The organism is Kitasatospora sp. HPM-01-4 (assembly GCF_051374625.1).
Taxonomy (GTDB): domain Bacteria; phylum Actinomycetota; class Actinomycetes; order Streptomycetales; family Streptomycetaceae; genus Kitasatospora.
Map to the genome: position 1 here is coordinate 6,850,721 of NZ_JBPQGP010000005.1, position 15,268 is coordinate 6,865,988.

Here is a 15,268-nt window from a genome sequence, read left to right on the forward strand (position 1 = left end):
GGTTCGTCCTGTGTTCGCTGTTCGGGCTGCCGGGCGGGCCGTGGTGGTGGCCCGCCCGGCGGCGGTCATGAGGTCACGGGTGCGGTCAGAGGTGCTGGAAGGTGACCTCGGGGTTGGCGGGGGAGGGGCCGTCGAGCAACGGCTGCGGTATGCCCTTGAGCTGGAGGTCGAAGAAGGCGCCGACGTAGCTGCGGGTGATCTCCTCCGAGCGGGGCGCGGGGAGCCCGTCGGGGTTCGGCTTTCCAGCAGCTGCGGCGAGGACGTCGAAGTCGGTGAAGCTGCTGTGGTCGGCGCCGGCGACGGTCACCCAGCGCTTCCAGCCGTCCAGGTTGGCCCAGGCCTTGTCCCAGCTGGTGTCCCCGCCACCGGCGGGGTGGTCCGCCAGCTTGTCGAGCAGCAGGAAGGGGCGGCCGTGCAGACCGGTGGCCGGGTCGGGGGCCCAGAAGCTGCCGTCCATGTTCACTCCGGCCCGGATGCGGTTGTCGTCGGCCATCGCCACGGAGGTGGCGTCGCCGCCGATGGAGTGTCCGGCCATGCCGATCCGCTTCGCGTCGATCATGTGGGCGTACCGCCAGGCAGGGTGACGTCCGGTCAACTCGTCGAGCACGAAGGAGATGTCCTTGGCCCGGCTCTGGGACACCTCCCCCGGCCCACCAGCGGGGGGAGTGTCGCAGACCTGGCCGCAGGGGACCGTCTGCCCGTCGGGGAAGGTGATGCCCGCCGCCTCGTAGGTGTGGTCGACCAGCGCGACCACGTAGCCCCGGCTGGCCAGGTCCTCGGAGAGGCCGGTGAGGGTGGCGCGCGGCATGGTCAGTCCGGGGGAGAGCACGACCAGCGGGTACTTGCCGTGCTCCGGGCGGGCGTCGGTGTGTGCCCAGGTGCGGGTGTTGGTGAGCAGTTCGGGCGGGAAGGAACTGGCGCCCTTTTCCTTCAGGAACAGCCGGGCTTCCTCGGTGGTCATGTAGGGGGCCGGTCCGCCGGTGCCGGGGTGGGCGGGGTAGTACATCGACACCATCAGCTGACGGGGGCCGGCGGAGGGCACCCACGGGTCCGGACGGTCCTGGTCGACGAGGTGCAGGATGTCGCGGCCGACCGCGTGCGAGCCGGTCGGGCGGGGCAGTTCGGGCGTGGTGAAGGCGTTCGGGGCGGTGTGTGCGGCCGCCACGGAAGCGGTGGCGGAGGGTGCGGCGGAGGCCATCCCGGCGATCGGGAGCGGCAGGATGAGCGCGAGCGCGGCGGCTGCGGCAGTGCGACGAATTCTGGTCATGGCAAGGACGGTAGATCGCGAGGACACCGCCTGACGTCCCCTCATGAGCGGACAGCAACGTCCCCTTCCGGGCGGACGGTTCCTCCGCCCGGAGGGGGACGGGCTGCGTGGGAACACCGGGATCGCCTGTCGAGTGTCGTCAGACCCTGAACGGTTTCCGCAGATCAGCGGACCCTGTCCCGCCCCACGATGCACTACAGCCCCGGCTGGGCGGTCCCTGCCGGGGCTGTGAGTGGCGTGATCGGTCGGTCAGACGGTGGGGAAGTCCCCCGCGAAGTCCCCCGCCTTGACCCCGGCGACGAAGGCCGACCACGCCTCGGCCGGGAAGACCAGGGCAGGACCGTTGGGGTCCTTGGAGTCACGGACAGGAACAATGCCGGAGAAGCCATCAGCCACCTCGATGCACTGTCCCCCGTCGCCATTGCTGTAGGTGCTCTTGCGCCATGTGGCGGCGCTCAGGTCGGGGATGCGCATCTTGCGTAGTCCTCCATCGCGGTCTTGATCACCGCTGTTGACTCGTCCGGCGGCAAGGCCAAAGCCTTGATCAAATCGTAGGACAGCCGGAACCCTCTGACAGCTTCCGCGTCTTCCTCAAGGTGTCCCGTGTGGCTGCCCTCCATGTACGCCGCTTCTGTTCCGCTCGCGAGCGTGAGTATGGTCAGCGAGCCGCCCATCGCAGGATGCGCGCCGCTTGCGAACGGGAGTACCTGGACCACGATGTTCGGACGTTGAGCCACCGCGAGCACGTGATCAAGTTGCGCCCTCATTACCTCTGGGCCATCCACCGGACGACGCAGAGCGGCTTCATCGAGGATCAACCAGAGGTGCGGCGGGACGGGTCGTTTCAAGATGTCCTGGCGATCAAGCCGCGCCGCCAGCTTCTCGTCGATCTTCTCTGCCACATCCCGAGGGCTGCCAGAGCGCAGCACTGCGTGCGCGTAGTCCGCAGTCTGAACAAGGCCAAGGACGAGTTGTGAGCAGTAGACCTGAATAAGGCTGGCCTGCGCTTCGAGCTCCATGTAACGGCGGTACCGGTCCGGGAACTGTTCTCTCCGGATGATCTCCCACAGGCCCTCGAAGAGACCTCCAGTGCCGAACGCGGCATCGATCTTGCTGGACAACGGAGGCAAGGGCAAGCGTTCTGCCGTCTCGACTCCGTGCAGGTGTGTCTTGCTGTAGTTGACCACCTCGGACAGCCGGTCGAGAGACATTCCGGCGTTCTCTCGGTGCCGCCGCAGCTCCTTCCCATACAGGTCGCGAGCTGACCTCAACGGATTGAGTTCGCGTGTTCGAGCCACCATGCGGTTTCCCTTGTTCCCTGTCTGCTTCTGGAACATGACGCAGGGTCAAGCGTAGTGCTCGAGGCGTAACCATGGAGAGACACCGGATTGCCTCAAGGGCGCCGGTGCAGAGCAGACCCCGGCGACCGCGCGAACGGCCCCGGGGCATGGCCAACCTGACAGGAGCAGGCTGACATGCACGACCTTAGCGACCTTCCATGCTCGGAAGGGATCACGGTGCCGGAATGGCTTGATCGGGCACCCACAGTGCTGGGTGAGTACTCGGCGTGGTTGCCGCGCCATCGGAAGTCGGCGGGCACGGCCCGAGCGTTGCTGCGGGTCTTCCTGGCGGACATGGAGTCCACTGAACTATTCGCGGACGTAGGCGAGTTGGTGGTGACCGAGCTTGTCGGCAACGCCGTGCGGCACGCGCGCACCACGCCCGGACGGTTGATCTTCGTGCGGTTCGAGGTGCAGTCGGGGTTGCTGCGCATCGAGGTGCACGATGCGAGCGGTGAGCGGCCGACGGTCCGTGCGGCGGGTGTGGACGACGAGGCGGGCCGGGGGATGTGGCTGGTGGATCAGCTGTCGGTCCGGTGGGGGTGCTGTCCTCGTGCGGGCGGGGTCGGGAAGGCCGTGTGGGCCCTCGTCGGGCCGGCGGACGGGGATGCGCGGTGAGTGAGCGGTCCGGGGTGCGCAGCGTGGACAGCGGTACGGCGGCAAGGATGTTCGCGCTCGCGCGGTGCCTGATCGAGGTGACGGGGGCCGGGATGTCGGTCGAGCGGCTGGACTGCGGTGGCTACCGGGTGGAGGTGCCGGTGCCTGATGACATCGGCGAGCAGGCGGAGTTGGCGGTCCTGGACGTACTGGGCGAAGCAGACCGGTACGGCCACCGGTACAGGTCGGGTGCTCATGCCGTATGGGCCGAAGTCCATTGCGGGAGAGACGGAGTGGAGGTGGAGAGAGCCGCCGATCCGAAACGGGTGACGGTCGAGATCGAGGACGTCACCGAACCCGCAACGTTCGCCCGGTTGTCGGATGCTCTGGCAGCGGCGTGGGAGTCCATGCGAGTGCTGCCGCTGGGGGAGGTGCAGGCGGACGCCTTCCGGTACTTCCTCACCCGGCCGGATGCCGGCGAGCATGCCGCCGAGTTCATCCGGCGCGATGGACGGCTGGAGCTGACGTTCGCCATGTCGGGCCGGTCGCACGCAGTGCGGATCGGCTGGGCGGATCCCACGGACCAGGCACCCTCCGTCGGCTCCGGCTGCCATCGTCGTTACGGCGCTCACGGCCCCGGTTTCAACGGCAGGGCGGCAACCGGCCGTTGACACGGGGGCTCGCCAGCATCGATATTTCGCGGCGGTCCGCCGGTTCATCTGGCGGGCCGTTTCGGCTGTTCGGGTGTTGTGGGCACGCTGGGAAGGCGAGGCCGACTACGTCGTCACGGGTTCCAGCCGCAGCCGCCGGGTTGGCCAGGGTGGTGGCTCCGCCGGGCCGAACCAGACTCGGACGTCCTCCCCGGTGCGGACGGGCGTGAGCGGGCAGTCGTTCTCGGCATGCTCGGTGCGGTGCGGTGCGGTGCGGTGCGGTGCAGCGCATGCCAAGGCCCAGGTGCCGGCTGGCGTACGCGTCGAAGGCGGCCGCGTCGTGGCGGGGTGCTGGGCACCGGTTCTTGGAACCACGGGACGGCGGGCAGGCCACCCATGCCAATGGTCGGCCACTGGGCCGTCGTCATGCCCAGGTGACAGCCGAAGGCCGCGTGGGCGCTTAGCTCGGTGCCGTGCCCGGGGCATGGGGAGCGGAGCTGAGGTGGCTTTGGAGCCGGGCGTGGCGGAACTGGTAGACCGCTCCGACCTGGCGCAGGACTCCTCGCTGGTAGGCGTCGTCGAGGAAGGCCATGGTCGCCCAGGGGAGTCGTCCTGTCAGGGGGAGCGCGATCCGGGTGAAGAGCACCCACTGGCCCCAGGCAGTGAACGTGAGGACATAGCAGGCGGTGCCGATGAGCCCGCACTCGAACCCGACGAACAGCCATCCCCGAGTGAGTGGGAGGCCCAAAGGGACCTGGAAGTCTTCCAGTGCTCGGCAGGTACCCGCGACGGCGATGGTGATCACCGGCGCGACGAGCAGGGCCTGGCGGATGACGGTATTGCGGTTGATGGCCAGCAGACCTACCGGGGTCGCGGCGGACCCCACGTCGAGTGGTGTCTCCAGGGCAACCATGAGCCCGAGGCCCAGGCTTCCCGCCATTCCGTAAGCGACGGCTTGCAGGAGTGAGGAGAGCAGCTCGGTTTCGGGCGGTCTGCTGCCGAGCTGTGACTCGTGAAGCAGTCCCGTGGCCAGCAGCGTGTAGGACACGGCTCCGCGCGACAACGACACGGCGAGGCCGACCAGCAGCCCGGCGCCGAACACGATCGGGAGTCTTCGGGCGGGTGTACCGGCCTTCTGCCGTCCTCGGCTCGGTAGTTGCAGCCGCATGCGGGACGGGGCGAACGCTTCCTTGCCGAACGCGACGGCGATCCCGTAGACGAGTCCGAAAGCCAGGCCGACGAGCGGGCCTGCCGTGAGGTCAAGAAGGAAGTGGCTGGGGCTAGGCGTGAGTGAGTAGTCGATGCCGATCAGGTTCATGGCGATGGGCACGAGCACAATGGACACGGTCGTGATTGCGGCGCAGGCCAGGGCGATGGCGAGCATGCGAGAGGGCAGGCTCAGGGCGCTGGACAGCTTCCACCATGGCAGGTCCTGGCGATTGCGCTGCTGGGGCTGGCCGAGGTACCGGGCGAGGTGGCTCAGGTAGTGGCGGGCGCGCTGCGGGTCCCACCCGCGCTGAGGGCGCGGGTGCGGGGTGGCGGTGCTGGTGCGGGCCTGGGGTCGTTGGGCGTAGACGGTGGGGACGAAGCCGGCCAGCAGGTGCTCTTCGATGGCTTCCGGCGTCGGGAAGCGGGTGCTGTCCAGGAGCTCGGCGGGATCCTGCCCCGGGGCGTCGCTGTAGAGGGTCCGGGCGAGCAGCACCATCAACGGGGTGCTGAGCACTGCGGCGAGGTTGGCGGTGGAGCGGCTGTCCGGTCGGCTGCGCAGCTCGTCCAGGACCGGGTCCCACACGGTCGCGGCCCGACCAGCCTGCTCGCCCTGCCCAGTCGGGCGTGCGGTGCGCGGCAGGTAGTGGGCCAGGTCGTCCGTGGTCAGGTCGGTCAGTTCGATGCCGGCGGCCTTCCTGAGCACGCCGGTCGCGGCCGCCTCGGCGAACTGCTCGGTACGGCTGGTCAGCAGCAGCGGCAGGGATATCGCGTTGAGTTCGCCCAGGGCAGCCCGGTGCAGCCCCGAGGCCATCTCGTCGAACCCGTCGAGGACCGGCAGGATCCAGCCGGCGTCGACCAGGGCGGCGGCCAGGGTCGAGCGACCAGGTCCACGTGCGGCAAGGTTCGGATGGTCGCGCAGCAACCGGTCGATGAGCCAGTTGCGCAGCCCGGTCACGGTCGGGTCCCAGGATCCGACACTGAAGACGACCGGAACGGGATCGCCGCCGGAGCGCGTTCCCAGGTAGTCGAGGACGAACCGCAGTATCAGAGCGGTCTTGCCGGAGCCGGCTCGCCCGAGCACCACGAGCCGTCCGGACCGGACGCGCCGGTACACCTCCGTCACCTCGGCCAGCCCACCGTCCAGGGACAACGGGCCCGACGTGGTGCCAGGGGAAGCACCGCCGATGTTGTCCCAGTGGTCCAACAGCCCCTCAGGCGCCGACCGCCACCGCACCGGCAGCGGGAACGGGTCGTGGATCCGGCGCTGCTCCTCCTCCCGCAGCCAACGGCTGTGCACATCGTGTGCGAGCGACTGGGCGACGTCGGCCAGGGCACCTCCGGGCGCCAGAACGCCGAACGCGACCGGGCCGGGCGCCGGCTCGCTCAAGGGAGCCCGCACGTCGCAGACGTCCTCCGTGGCAGCACGGTCAACAGTGGCAGCACGGTCAGCAGTGGCAGCACGGTCAACAGTGGCAGCCGTGTCGCGGTACGCGCCCTGCAGGTCCTGCAGGACGTCGTCGCGATCGCGCCCCAAGGCGTCGGCCAGGGCGTGAGCGACCTGCTTCACCGTTCCCATCCGGGCGTCAGTGGGCTTGCCGGTCTCCAACCGGTGAACGGTCCGCACCCCCAGCCGGGCTTGCGAGGCCAACTGCTCCTGCGTCAGCTTCGCCTCGAGCCGTAACCCCCGGAGTAGGGCGCCGAACTGGCTGCTCATGTGAACGCACTCGCTCCCGTCGCGGATCTTCCCTTTACGGCAGATGATCACTCTACTGGGGCCCGATCACCGTGCCGGGCTGACCGGCCACATTTGGCTGATCCGCTGGCCTGGTGCGCTGACCGGCCAGAACACCAGCATGGTCATCCGACTCACTCAGCTCTCCGCCATGCCCGGAGCAACTGGAACACCTGGCAGGAGACCTCCGGTGGCACCGACTCCATCGGGGTCACCGCCGGCTCCACCAACTGACAGGCACTCACATCACGACCCGGGTCGTCCCTGGAACCGCCAAGCCGGTTCCTGGCGGACTGGTCGGCCGGCACCTCCTGCAGCCCTGTCAGTTTCCGGCCCCAAGTCCAACCTTCCGAGGAGCATCCCCCCTTGTCCGTTTGCCTTTCCAAGATCACCCGCGTCGCACTCGCGGTCGCAACCTTCATCGGCGGTGCGGTCGCCACCGCGGCCGTCTCCCAACCCGCCGCCTACGCCGCCCAAGCCGGCAACTCGGTGATCGGCGGTGCGGTCGCCACCGCGGCCGTCTCCCAGCCCGCCGCCTACGCCGCCCAAGCCGGCGACTCGGTGATCGGCGGTCCGATCACCCGCGCGGAAGTGATCGCCCGGGCACAGTCCTGGCTCGGCCAGAACATCCCCTACGACCAGGGCGGTTCCTACCCGGACCCACAGGGCACGAACTACCGGACCGACTGCTCGGGCTACGTCTCGATGGCCTGGCACCTCGGGAGCAGCGCCAACACCGAGGGGCTGGCGGACTCTTACACCAACCAGATCTCGCGCAGTGACCTGAAGCCCGGCGACATCCTGAACAGCTACTACAACCACGTCATCCTGTTCGAGAAGTGGGACGACGCGGCCCACACCACGTTCGACTACTACTCGTTCGGCTCCACGCCGGTCAAGCACGTCACCGGCGTCTCGATCAACGCCGCCTACTTCGAGAGCCACCCCAGCAGCGAATACGTCGCGCTCCGCTACAAGAACATCATTGACGGCAACGCCGGTACGGAGTCGGGTTCGGGTCGGGTGCGGTTCGCGGACTGGGACGGTGACGGCCGGGCGGACTACATCGTGGTGAACGATGACGGTTCGGTGCACGTGTACTTGAACCGTGGTGGGGACGGTCACGGCGGTTGGTTGGACGACGGTGTGGTGGCGACGGGTCTGACGACGGACAAGTCCCGGGTGCGGTTCGCGGACTGGGACGGTGACGGCCGGGCGGACTACATCGCGATCAACCCGGACGGCAAGATCCATGTGATGCTGAACCGTGGCGGGGCCGGCCACGGGGGGTGGCAGGATGCGGGGATCGTGGCGCAGGGGACGACGACCAATCCGGACCAGGTGCGGTTCGCCGACATCGACGGTGACGGGAAGACGGACTACGTCACCATCGCGGATGACGGCATCGTGTCCGCGTACCTGAACCGTGGTGGGGACACGGGGGGTGGCTGGGTGGTGGACGGTCAGATCGCCACCGGGGTGACGACGGACCGCTCGCGGGTGCGGCTCGCGGACATCGACGGCGACGGCCGGGCGGACTACGTGGTCCTCAACCCGGACGGCTCGGTGACCGCCTATGTGAACAACGGTGGTGTTGGACATTTTAACGGTTGGTCGTTGCGTCCGAAGATCGCCTCGGGAGTGACCACCAACCAGAACCTGGTGAACTTCGCGGACTTGAACGGTGATGGCCTGGCGGACTACCTGGTCACCAACGGGCCGACCCACGCCTTCATCAACAACGGCGGCGAAGACGTGCGCAACCCGGGCTGGATCGACTGGGGTCAGGTCGCCGCCGGAGGCGTCTGACCGATCCGCCAGCCATGTCACCGGGGCGCGATGGGCGTCACGCGGTCCGTCGCGCCCCCAGCCGTCTTCCTCATCCAGTAAGAGAAGTGAGACAGTCATGAACATCGCGCGTTTGCGCAGTGGCCTGGTGCTCGCCGCGGCCTGTCTGCTCGCCGCCTCCGGCGTCACCACCACCTCCGGAACGGCCTTCGCCGCCTCGGTCGCGACCTGGGACCAGGTGGCCCAGTGCGAGAGCACGGGCAACTGGAGCATCGTCAGCTCGGACGGCCTGTACTACGGCGGGCTGCAGATCACCCTGGCGAACTGGCAGTCCTACGGCGGTACCGCCTATGCGGCCCGGCCGGACCTCGCCTCCAAGGCCCAGCAGGTCCGGATCGCGGAGAAGATCCTGGCCGACCAGGGCCCCGGCGCCTGGCCGGTGTGCTCGCGCGGGACGGCGCTGGGCACCGACCACGCCGTCCCGTACTCCGGCGCTGCCACGGAGTCGGGTTCGGGTCGGGTGCGGTTCGCGGACTGGGACGGTGACGGCCGGGCCGACTACATCGTGGTGAACGATGACGGTTCGGTGCACGTGTACTTGAACCGTGGTGGGGACGGTCACGGCGGTTGGTTGGATGACGGTGTGGTGGCGACGGGTCTGACGACGGACAAGTCCCGGGTGCGGTTCGCGGACTGGGACGGCGACGGCCGGGCGGACTACATCGCGATCAACCCGGACGGCAAGATCCATGTGATGCTGAACCGTGGCGGGGCCGGCCACGGGGGGTGGCAGGATGCGGGGATCGTGGCGCAGGGGACGACGACCAATCCGGACCAGGTGCGGTTCGCCGACATCGACGGTGACGGGAAGACGGACTACGTCACCATCGCGGATGACGGCATCGTGTCCGCGTACCTGAACCGTGGTGGGGACACGGGGGGTGGCTGGGTGGCGGATGGTCAGATTGCCACCGGGGTGACGACGGACCGCTCGCGGGTGCGGCTCGCGGACATCGACGGCGACGGCCGGGCGGACTACGTGGTCCTCAACCCGGACGGCTCGGTGACCGCCTATGTGAACAACGGTGGTGTTGGACATTTTAACGGTTGGTCGTTGCGTCCGAAGATCGCCTCGGGAGTGACCACCAACCAGAACCTGGTGGACTTCGCGGACTTGAACGGTGATGGCCTGGCGGACTACCTGGTCACCAACGGGCCGACCCACGCCTTCATCAACAACGGCGGCGAAGACGTGCGCAACCCGGGCTGGATCGACTGGGGTCAGGTCGCCGCCGGAGGCGTCTGACCGATCCGCTTCTCACACGGAAAGGGAACATCCATGAAGCGCGTACTCACGGCCGCCGTGGCCGCATCCTTCGGTCTGCTCGGCTGGGTGGGTCTGTCGTCGGTGTCGAGCGCCACGACCGGTCCGGTCACCAGCCCGCCGCTGCTCAAGGTCATGCCGCTGGGCGATTCCATCACCGCCGGGTACCAGAGCAGTTCGGGCGCCGGCTACCGGCTGCCGCTGTGGAACGAGGCGGCGAGCCAGTCGCGGTACCGGATGGACTTCGTCGGCACGGTGCAGGGTGGCGCGGTGCAGGACCCGGACAACGAGGGCCACGGCGGCACGATGATCGACGACATCCGCGGGCAGATCGACGGCTATGTCACCAAGGACCAGCCGGACGTGGTGCTGCTGCACCTGGGCATCAACGATCTGGACCGCGGCACCGACAAAGCGCACGCCGGCGACCGGATGACCGCGCTGATCGACCAGATCTTCGCCGACCGGCCGGGCGTGGCGGTCATCGTCCAAGGGCTGCTGCCCACCACACCGAGCGTGGACAGCAGCCTGATCGCCTCCTACAACGCCCAACTCGCCCAGCTCCAGCCAACCGAGCAGGCGGCCGGCCACAAGTACCGGTACGTCGCCGGCCCGAGCCTGTCGGCCGGCCAGTTCGCCGACGGCCTGCACCCCAACGACCAGGGCTATGCGCGCATGGCCCAGACCTACTACCAGGCCCTCGACAGCGCCTTCACCGACGGCCTCGCCACCCCGATACCCGTGCACCACGCCGGTACGGAGTCGGGTTCGGGTCGGGTGCGGTTCGCGGACTGGGACGGTGACGGCCGGGCGGACTACATCGTGGTGAACGATGACGGTTCGGTGCACGTGTACTTGAACCGTGGTGGGGACGGTCACGGCGGTTGGTTGGACGACGGTGTGGTGGCGACGGGTCTGACGACGGACAAGTCCCGGGTGCGGTTCGCGGACTGGGACGGTGACGGCCGGGCGGACTACATCGCGATCAACCCGGACGGCAAGATCCATGTGATGCTGAACCGTGGCGGGGCCGGCCACGGGGGGTGGCAGGATGCGGGGATCGTGGCGCAGGGGACGACGACCAATCCGGACCAGGTGCGGTTCGCCGACATCGACGGTGACGGGAAGACGGACTACGTCACCATCGCGGATGACGGCATCGTGTCCGCGTACCTGAACCGTGGTGGGGACACGGGGGGTGGCTGGGTGGCGGATGGTCAGATTGCCACCGGGGTGACGACGGACCGCTCGCGGGTGCGGCTCGCGGACATCGACGGCGACGGCCGGGCGGACTACGTGGTCCTCAACCCGGACGGCTCGGTGACCGCGTATGCGAACAACGGTGGTGCTGGACACGGCGGTTGGACGTTGCGTCCGAAGATCGCTTCCGGTGTGACCACCGACCAGAGTCTGGTGGACTTCGCGGACTTGAACGGTGATGGCCTGGCGGACTACCTGGTCACCAACGGGCCGACCCACGCCTTCATCAACAACGGCGGCGAAGACGTGCGCAACCCGGGCTGGATCGACTGGGGCCAGATCGCCACCGGCGTCTGACGGGTCAAACACGCGTTACGTCATCTCCCCCGGCCCACAAGCCACTTCGGCAGGGTGGGGGATCACGCGTCATCGGGCTGGTCGACCACGGCCTGGCGGCGGCACGAAAGTCGGTGCCTGCCGTGGTCGGCTGGCTGTGTAGGTGAAAACGGGCTCTGGCTCGACTGCCGTGGCCGGTATCGCCGGGTCACCTAGGCACGGAGCGGTATCGGCGCTGGCGGGCGCCGGAGGAGATCGAGCGGCGGGTGGAGCCGTACGGGCTCGTACTCAAGGCCGGCCGCTGGTACCCGGTCGCTGGCGGGCCGTCCGGGATCCGCACCCACCGGGTCGACCAGGTCCTCGAAGTCCACACGTTGGAAGAGGAGTTCGCCATCCCGGACGGGTTCGACCCGGGCGCGCACTGGAACGGCTGTCTGGCCGACTTCCGCGCCCGGCTGCACTGCGCTGACCGCGCCGAGCGCGGAGCCCTCACTGCCGGACGGGGCACTCCTGCTGCCGAGCATCGACGACCGGCCGCAGCTGAGTGCGGGCGAGGTCGGCAAGCCGGCGCAGGCGGTCGGCGCTGACCGACCCCGGTTCGGCGCTCACCGCCACGAGTTGCTGTTCACCCTCGCCGGACAGCCGCAGGGTCTCGTAGTCCACCGTCAGATCGCCCACCACGGGGTGGTGGTAGTGGATCCGGCCGTGTCCGGGTTCAGCCACCTCGTAGCGAGGCCACCAGGTGCGGAACTCAGGGCTGCGGCTGGACAGATCGGCCACGAGCCGGTCGATCGCCGGGTCCTGCGGCCACCGGGCGGCGGCCGTCCGCAACTTGCCGATGAACTCGCCCGCACTCTCCTGCCAACTCCCGAAGAGCTGTCGGGCAGCGGGGTCGAGCAGGACGAACCGCAGCATGTTGCGCTCGTGCGAGGGCAGTTGGGCCCAGTCGGTGAACAGGGCGGTGGCCGCGCTGTTCCAGGCCAGCACGTCCAGACTGTGGTTGACCAGCCAGGCCGGGGTGGGCCACCCGTCCAGCAGCCGCTGCACCGACGGGCGCACCGGGGACGGGACATGGTGGGTACGGCGGGAGGCGAAGTCCGGGTTGATCAGCGTGAACAGATGCGTGCGCTCGCCGGCGTCCAGCCCGAGGGCCCTGGCGAGCGCCTCCAGGACCTGGCTGGACGGGCTCTGGGCGCGACCCTGCTCCAGTCGGGTGTAGTAGTCCGCGCTCACTCCGGCCAGCAGTGCCAGCTCCTCGCGTCGCAGGCCGGGGGTCCGGCGAAGGCCTCTGGGCAAGCCGACCGCCTCGGGGGAGCGACGGTGGCGACGGGAGCGCAGGAAGGCGCCGAGCCCGTCCGGCCCAACAGTCGGTCCTGGGTCCGGCTTCACGTCCATCGGTACCTCCGCGCCGCCGTGTCGGGAAACGCGTGATTGTACCGAACCCGCTGGTCCGTGGGGGGTTCTGCCAGGACCAGGAACGCCGATCCGCGGTACGAGGTGGCCTTCCTGACTGCCCGGCAGGCCCGCATGCTGGGGATCTCAGCGAACCGGTGGCCTCAGGCGCGGTCCGTCCCACATCCCGTCCATCTCGTGCGTGTCCGCCCGGCAAGGGAGCAACAACCCATGAACATCGATCTCCGCGGCAAAGTCATCGTGGTCACCGGCGCCGGCCGCGGTTTGGGACGGGCGCTGGCTCTGGGGCTGGCGGCGCAGGGGGCACACGTCGCCGTCCTCGCCCGCCGTCAGGAGCAGGCGGCGCAGACCGTGCAGGAGATCAGCCGCCTGCCCGGCGCCGCCGCAGCACTCGCGGTGGTGGCCGATGTGAGCGACGAGTCCGCAGTGGCGCGTGCGGTGGCCACCATCGACCGGACCTGGGGTCGTATCGACGCGCTGATCAACAATGCCGCCTGGATGCCGCCGCGCCAGTACGTCCTGGAGACGGACGTGGAGACGCTGACCCGGGCGTACTCCTCGAACGTCGTGGGCAGCTTCGTCACCACCAAGCACGCCACGCCCGTAATGATCCGCGGTGGCGGGGGCCGCATCATCTACGTGAGCAGCGCTCTCGGTGTGCAGCCCAATCCCGGACTCGCGGCGTACGGCGGCACGAAGGCCGCTCTGAACATCCTCTCCAGCGTCGTCCACCAGGAGCTCTCGGGCCAGGGCATCCGAACCGTCGCCCTCGCTCCGGGGCTCACCGACACGCCCGGCATGCGCGAGAGCGTGGGGGAGGAGTACATCGAGCGGATCGCGTCCAGTTACCCGGGCGGCCGACTCGGCGCTCCCGAGGACATCCTGCCGCTGACCGCCTTCCTGTGCAGCGACGCGGCCGATCACCTCTCCGGCACGCTGATCGCCGTTCGTCCGCCGGCCACCGGGTGACCCACCCGGACCGACGAGTCGCCACCCTGTTGGAAACCGCCAAGAAGGAGCACCAAGTGTCCGATTTCGTTGACCTGCACCAGAGTTCAGCCGACCTGATCGAGAGCCGGAAGCGACTCGTCGCCCAGTTGTTCGAGCGCATCATCACGCTCGGCGAGCTGGACCTCGCCGACGAGATATTCGCCGAGGACTTCCACTGGCCGCAGTTCGACCTGCACGGACCCGACGGCGTCCGCGCCTGGGTCGTCAATTTCCGCCGCGCATTCCCCGACGTGGACGACCGGGTCGTCGAGCAGGTCAGCGAGGGGGACGTCGTGTTCACACGGGTCCGGGTCACGGGCACCCAGCTCGGGCCGTGGCTCGGCACACCACCGAGCGGCCGCCGCGCCGACTTCACCGCGCTGGGAATCGACCGGTTCCGTGGTGACAAAGTCATCGAACGCACAGCTCTGTTCGATGTGACCGACGTGATGCGACAGCTCGGGCACGAGTCCCTCCCCATCCTTCCCTCGGCCCGGCAGTCGGTCACGGTCACCGACCTCGACACCAGACACCAGGGCCACCCGACACCAGGGCGAGCCGACCTATCGAACACGGCTTCGCGAACCTAAAGGCATGGCGCGTGCTCACGAAGCTCCGCACCGACTCCGCGCGCCACCGCCCTCCTGCGCGCTCTGCTCGTCCTGACCGACCGCGTAGTCAGCCGCTGACAGACGGCCGGCGGACGATCAAGACCCCAGACTCCCGCCCGCGACCAGCAAGAGCATCCCGACCGAGTGCCACGCCAGCCCCTCCGACCAGCACGTTCGAAGATGGCGAAGCCTCTCTGATCAGAGGACCCCGGCGACGCCTGGCAGCGCCCCGGGGCATGGCCAACCTGACAGGAGCAGGCTGACATGCACGACCTTAGCGACCTTCCATTGCGGGAGAGACGGAGTGGAGGGTGAGAGAGTCGGCGGTCCGAAACGGGTGACGGTCGAGATCGAGGACGTCACCGAACCCGCAACGTTCGCCCGGTTGTCGGATGCTCTGGCGGCGGCGTGGGAGTCCATGCGCGTGCTGCCGCTGGGGGCGGTGCAGGCGGACGCCTTCCGGTACTTCCTCACCCGGCCGGATGCCGCCGAGCATGCCGCCGAGTTCATCCGGCGCGATGGGCGGTTGGAGCTGACGTTCGCCATGTCGGGCCGGTCGCACGCGGCACGGATCGGCTGGGCGGATCCCACGGACCAGGTACCGTCCGTCGGATCCGGCTGCCATCGTCGTCGCGGCGCTCGCGACCCCGGTTTCAACGGCCAGGCTGCACCCAGCCGTTGATTCGGAGGAGCGGCCGGGCGGGCCGAGGTGGTGGCCCGCCCGGTGGCGGTCTGATCCATCCGGCCGAGAGATTGACGATCAGTCACTGGCTGGTGGCTTCAACGAGTCGCGAATCTCCCCGGCACTTCG

Annotated in this window: 14 protein-coding genes; 9 read left to right on the forward strand and 5 right to left on the reverse strand. The window is 68.9% G+C overall.

Features of this window, described 5'->3' with window-relative positions; translation table 11 throughout:
* Positions 1 to 85: 85 nt before the first annotated feature.
* The 3 genes from ACSMTC_RS30025 to ACSMTC_RS30035 all read right to left on the reverse strand — a co-directional run bounded on the left by ACSMTC_RS30025 (position 86) and on the right by ACSMTC_RS30035 (position 2,604).
* Positions 86 to 1,267 (reverse strand): alpha/beta hydrolase family protein, encoded by a 1,182-nt coding sequence (locus tag ACSMTC_RS30025; RefSeq protein WP_436562860.1) that lies wholly within the window; start codon positions 1,265 to 1,267, stop codon positions 86 to 88.
* A gap of 249 nt (positions 1,268 to 1,516) precedes the next feature.
* Complete coding sequence (locus ACSMTC_RS30030; RefSeq protein WP_436562861.1) at positions 1,517 to 1,741, reverse strand: DUF397 domain-containing protein; 225 nt, start codon at positions 1,739 to 1,741, stop codon at positions 1,517 to 1,519.
* Positions 1,723 to 2,604: a helix-turn-helix domain-containing protein gene (locus ACSMTC_RS30035; protein ID WP_436562862.1), complete on the reverse strand. Its 882-nt coding sequence runs from the start codon at positions 2,602 to 2,604 to the stop codon at positions 1,723 to 1,725. The genes ACSMTC_RS30030 and ACSMTC_RS30035 overlap by 19 nt, the downstream gene beginning before the upstream one ends.
* Positions 2,605 to 2,742: 138 nt before the next feature.
* On the opposite strand from ACSMTC_RS30035, the gene ACSMTC_RS30040 reads away from it, so the two are divergent.
* Positions 2,743 to 3,225: an ATP-binding protein gene (locus ACSMTC_RS30040; RefSeq protein WP_436562863.1), complete on the forward strand. Its 483-nt coding sequence runs from the start codon at positions 2,743 to 2,745 to the stop codon at positions 3,223 to 3,225.
* The gene (locus tag ACSMTC_RS30045; protein ID WP_436562864.1) at positions 3,222 to 3,875 is read left to right on the forward strand and encodes a hypothetical protein; all 654 of its coding nucleotides are present in this window, start codon (positions 3,222 to 3,224) and stop codon (positions 3,873 to 3,875) included. Before ACSMTC_RS30040 ends, ACSMTC_RS30045 begins: the two co-directional genes overlap by 4 nt.
* 439 nt (positions 3,876 to 4,314) lie before the next feature.
* Here the strand turns inward: ACSMTC_RS30045 and ACSMTC_RS30050 are convergent, their stop codons facing one another.
* Positions 4,315 to 6,777: a helix-turn-helix domain-containing protein gene (locus ACSMTC_RS30050; RefSeq protein WP_436562865.1), complete on the reverse strand. Its 2,463-nt coding sequence runs from the start codon at positions 6,775 to 6,777 to the stop codon at positions 4,315 to 4,317.
* A 384-nt stretch (positions 6,778 to 7,161) separates the two neighbouring features.
* Between ACSMTC_RS30050 and ACSMTC_RS30055 the strand changes: the two genes are divergently transcribed.
* From ACSMTC_RS30055 to ACSMTC_RS30070, 4 genes are all read left to right on the forward strand, one after another.
* Positions 7,162 to 8,604 (forward strand): C40 family peptidase, encoded by a 1,443-nt coding sequence (locus tag ACSMTC_RS30055; protein WP_436562866.1) that lies wholly within the window; start codon positions 7,162 to 7,164, stop codon positions 8,602 to 8,604.
* Between the two features lie 97 nt (positions 8,605 to 8,701).
* Positions 8,702 to 9,889, forward strand: a complete 1,188-nt coding sequence (locus ACSMTC_RS30060) for an FG-GAP-like repeat-containing protein (protein WP_436562867.1) — start codon at positions 8,702 to 8,704, stop codon at positions 9,887 to 9,889.
* A gap of 33 nt (positions 9,890 to 9,922) precedes the next feature.
* Positions 9,923 to 11,464 carry an FG-GAP-like repeat-containing protein gene (locus tag ACSMTC_RS30065; protein ID WP_436562868.1) on the forward strand — a complete coding sequence of 514 codons (1,542 nt, stop codon included), beginning with the start codon at positions 9,923 to 9,925 and terminating at the stop codon, positions 11,462 to 11,464.
* A 164-nt stretch (positions 11,465 to 11,628) separates the two neighbouring features.
* Positions 11,629 to 12,030 (forward strand): WYL domain-containing protein, encoded by a 402-nt coding sequence (locus ACSMTC_RS30070; protein ID WP_436564850.1) that lies wholly within the window; start codon positions 11,629 to 11,631, stop codon positions 12,028 to 12,030.
* On the opposite strand, the gene ACSMTC_RS30075 is transcribed toward ACSMTC_RS30070, so the two are convergent.
* The gene (locus ACSMTC_RS30075) at positions 11,933 to 12,838 is read right to left on the reverse strand and encodes a helix-turn-helix domain-containing protein (protein WP_436562869.1); all 906 of its coding nucleotides are present in this window, start codon (positions 12,836 to 12,838) and stop codon (positions 11,933 to 11,935) included. The two genes, ACSMTC_RS30070 and ACSMTC_RS30075, sit on opposite strands and share 98 nt — an antisense overlap.
* Before the next feature lie 228 nt (positions 12,839 to 13,066).
* Between ACSMTC_RS30075 and ACSMTC_RS30080 the strand changes: the two genes are divergently transcribed.
* From ACSMTC_RS30080 to ACSMTC_RS30090, 3 genes are all read left to right on the forward strand, one after another.
* Positions 13,067 to 13,825: an SDR family NAD(P)-dependent oxidoreductase gene (locus tag ACSMTC_RS30080; protein WP_436562870.1), complete on the forward strand. Its 759-nt coding sequence runs from the start codon at positions 13,067 to 13,069 to the stop codon at positions 13,823 to 13,825.
* 56 nt (positions 13,826 to 13,881) lie between these two features.
* A complete protein-coding gene (locus ACSMTC_RS30085; protein WP_436562871.1) occupies positions 13,882 to 14,436 on the forward strand; it encodes an ester cyclase in 555 nt (184 codons plus the stop codon).
* Positions 14,437 to 14,794: 358 nt separating this feature from the next.
* Positions 14,795 to 15,139, forward strand: coding sequence for a hypothetical protein (locus ACSMTC_RS30090; RefSeq protein WP_436562872.1), 345 nt, complete (start codon positions 14,795 to 14,797; stop codon positions 15,137 to 15,139).
* The last annotated feature ends 129 nt before the right edge of the window (positions 15,140 to 15,268 follow it).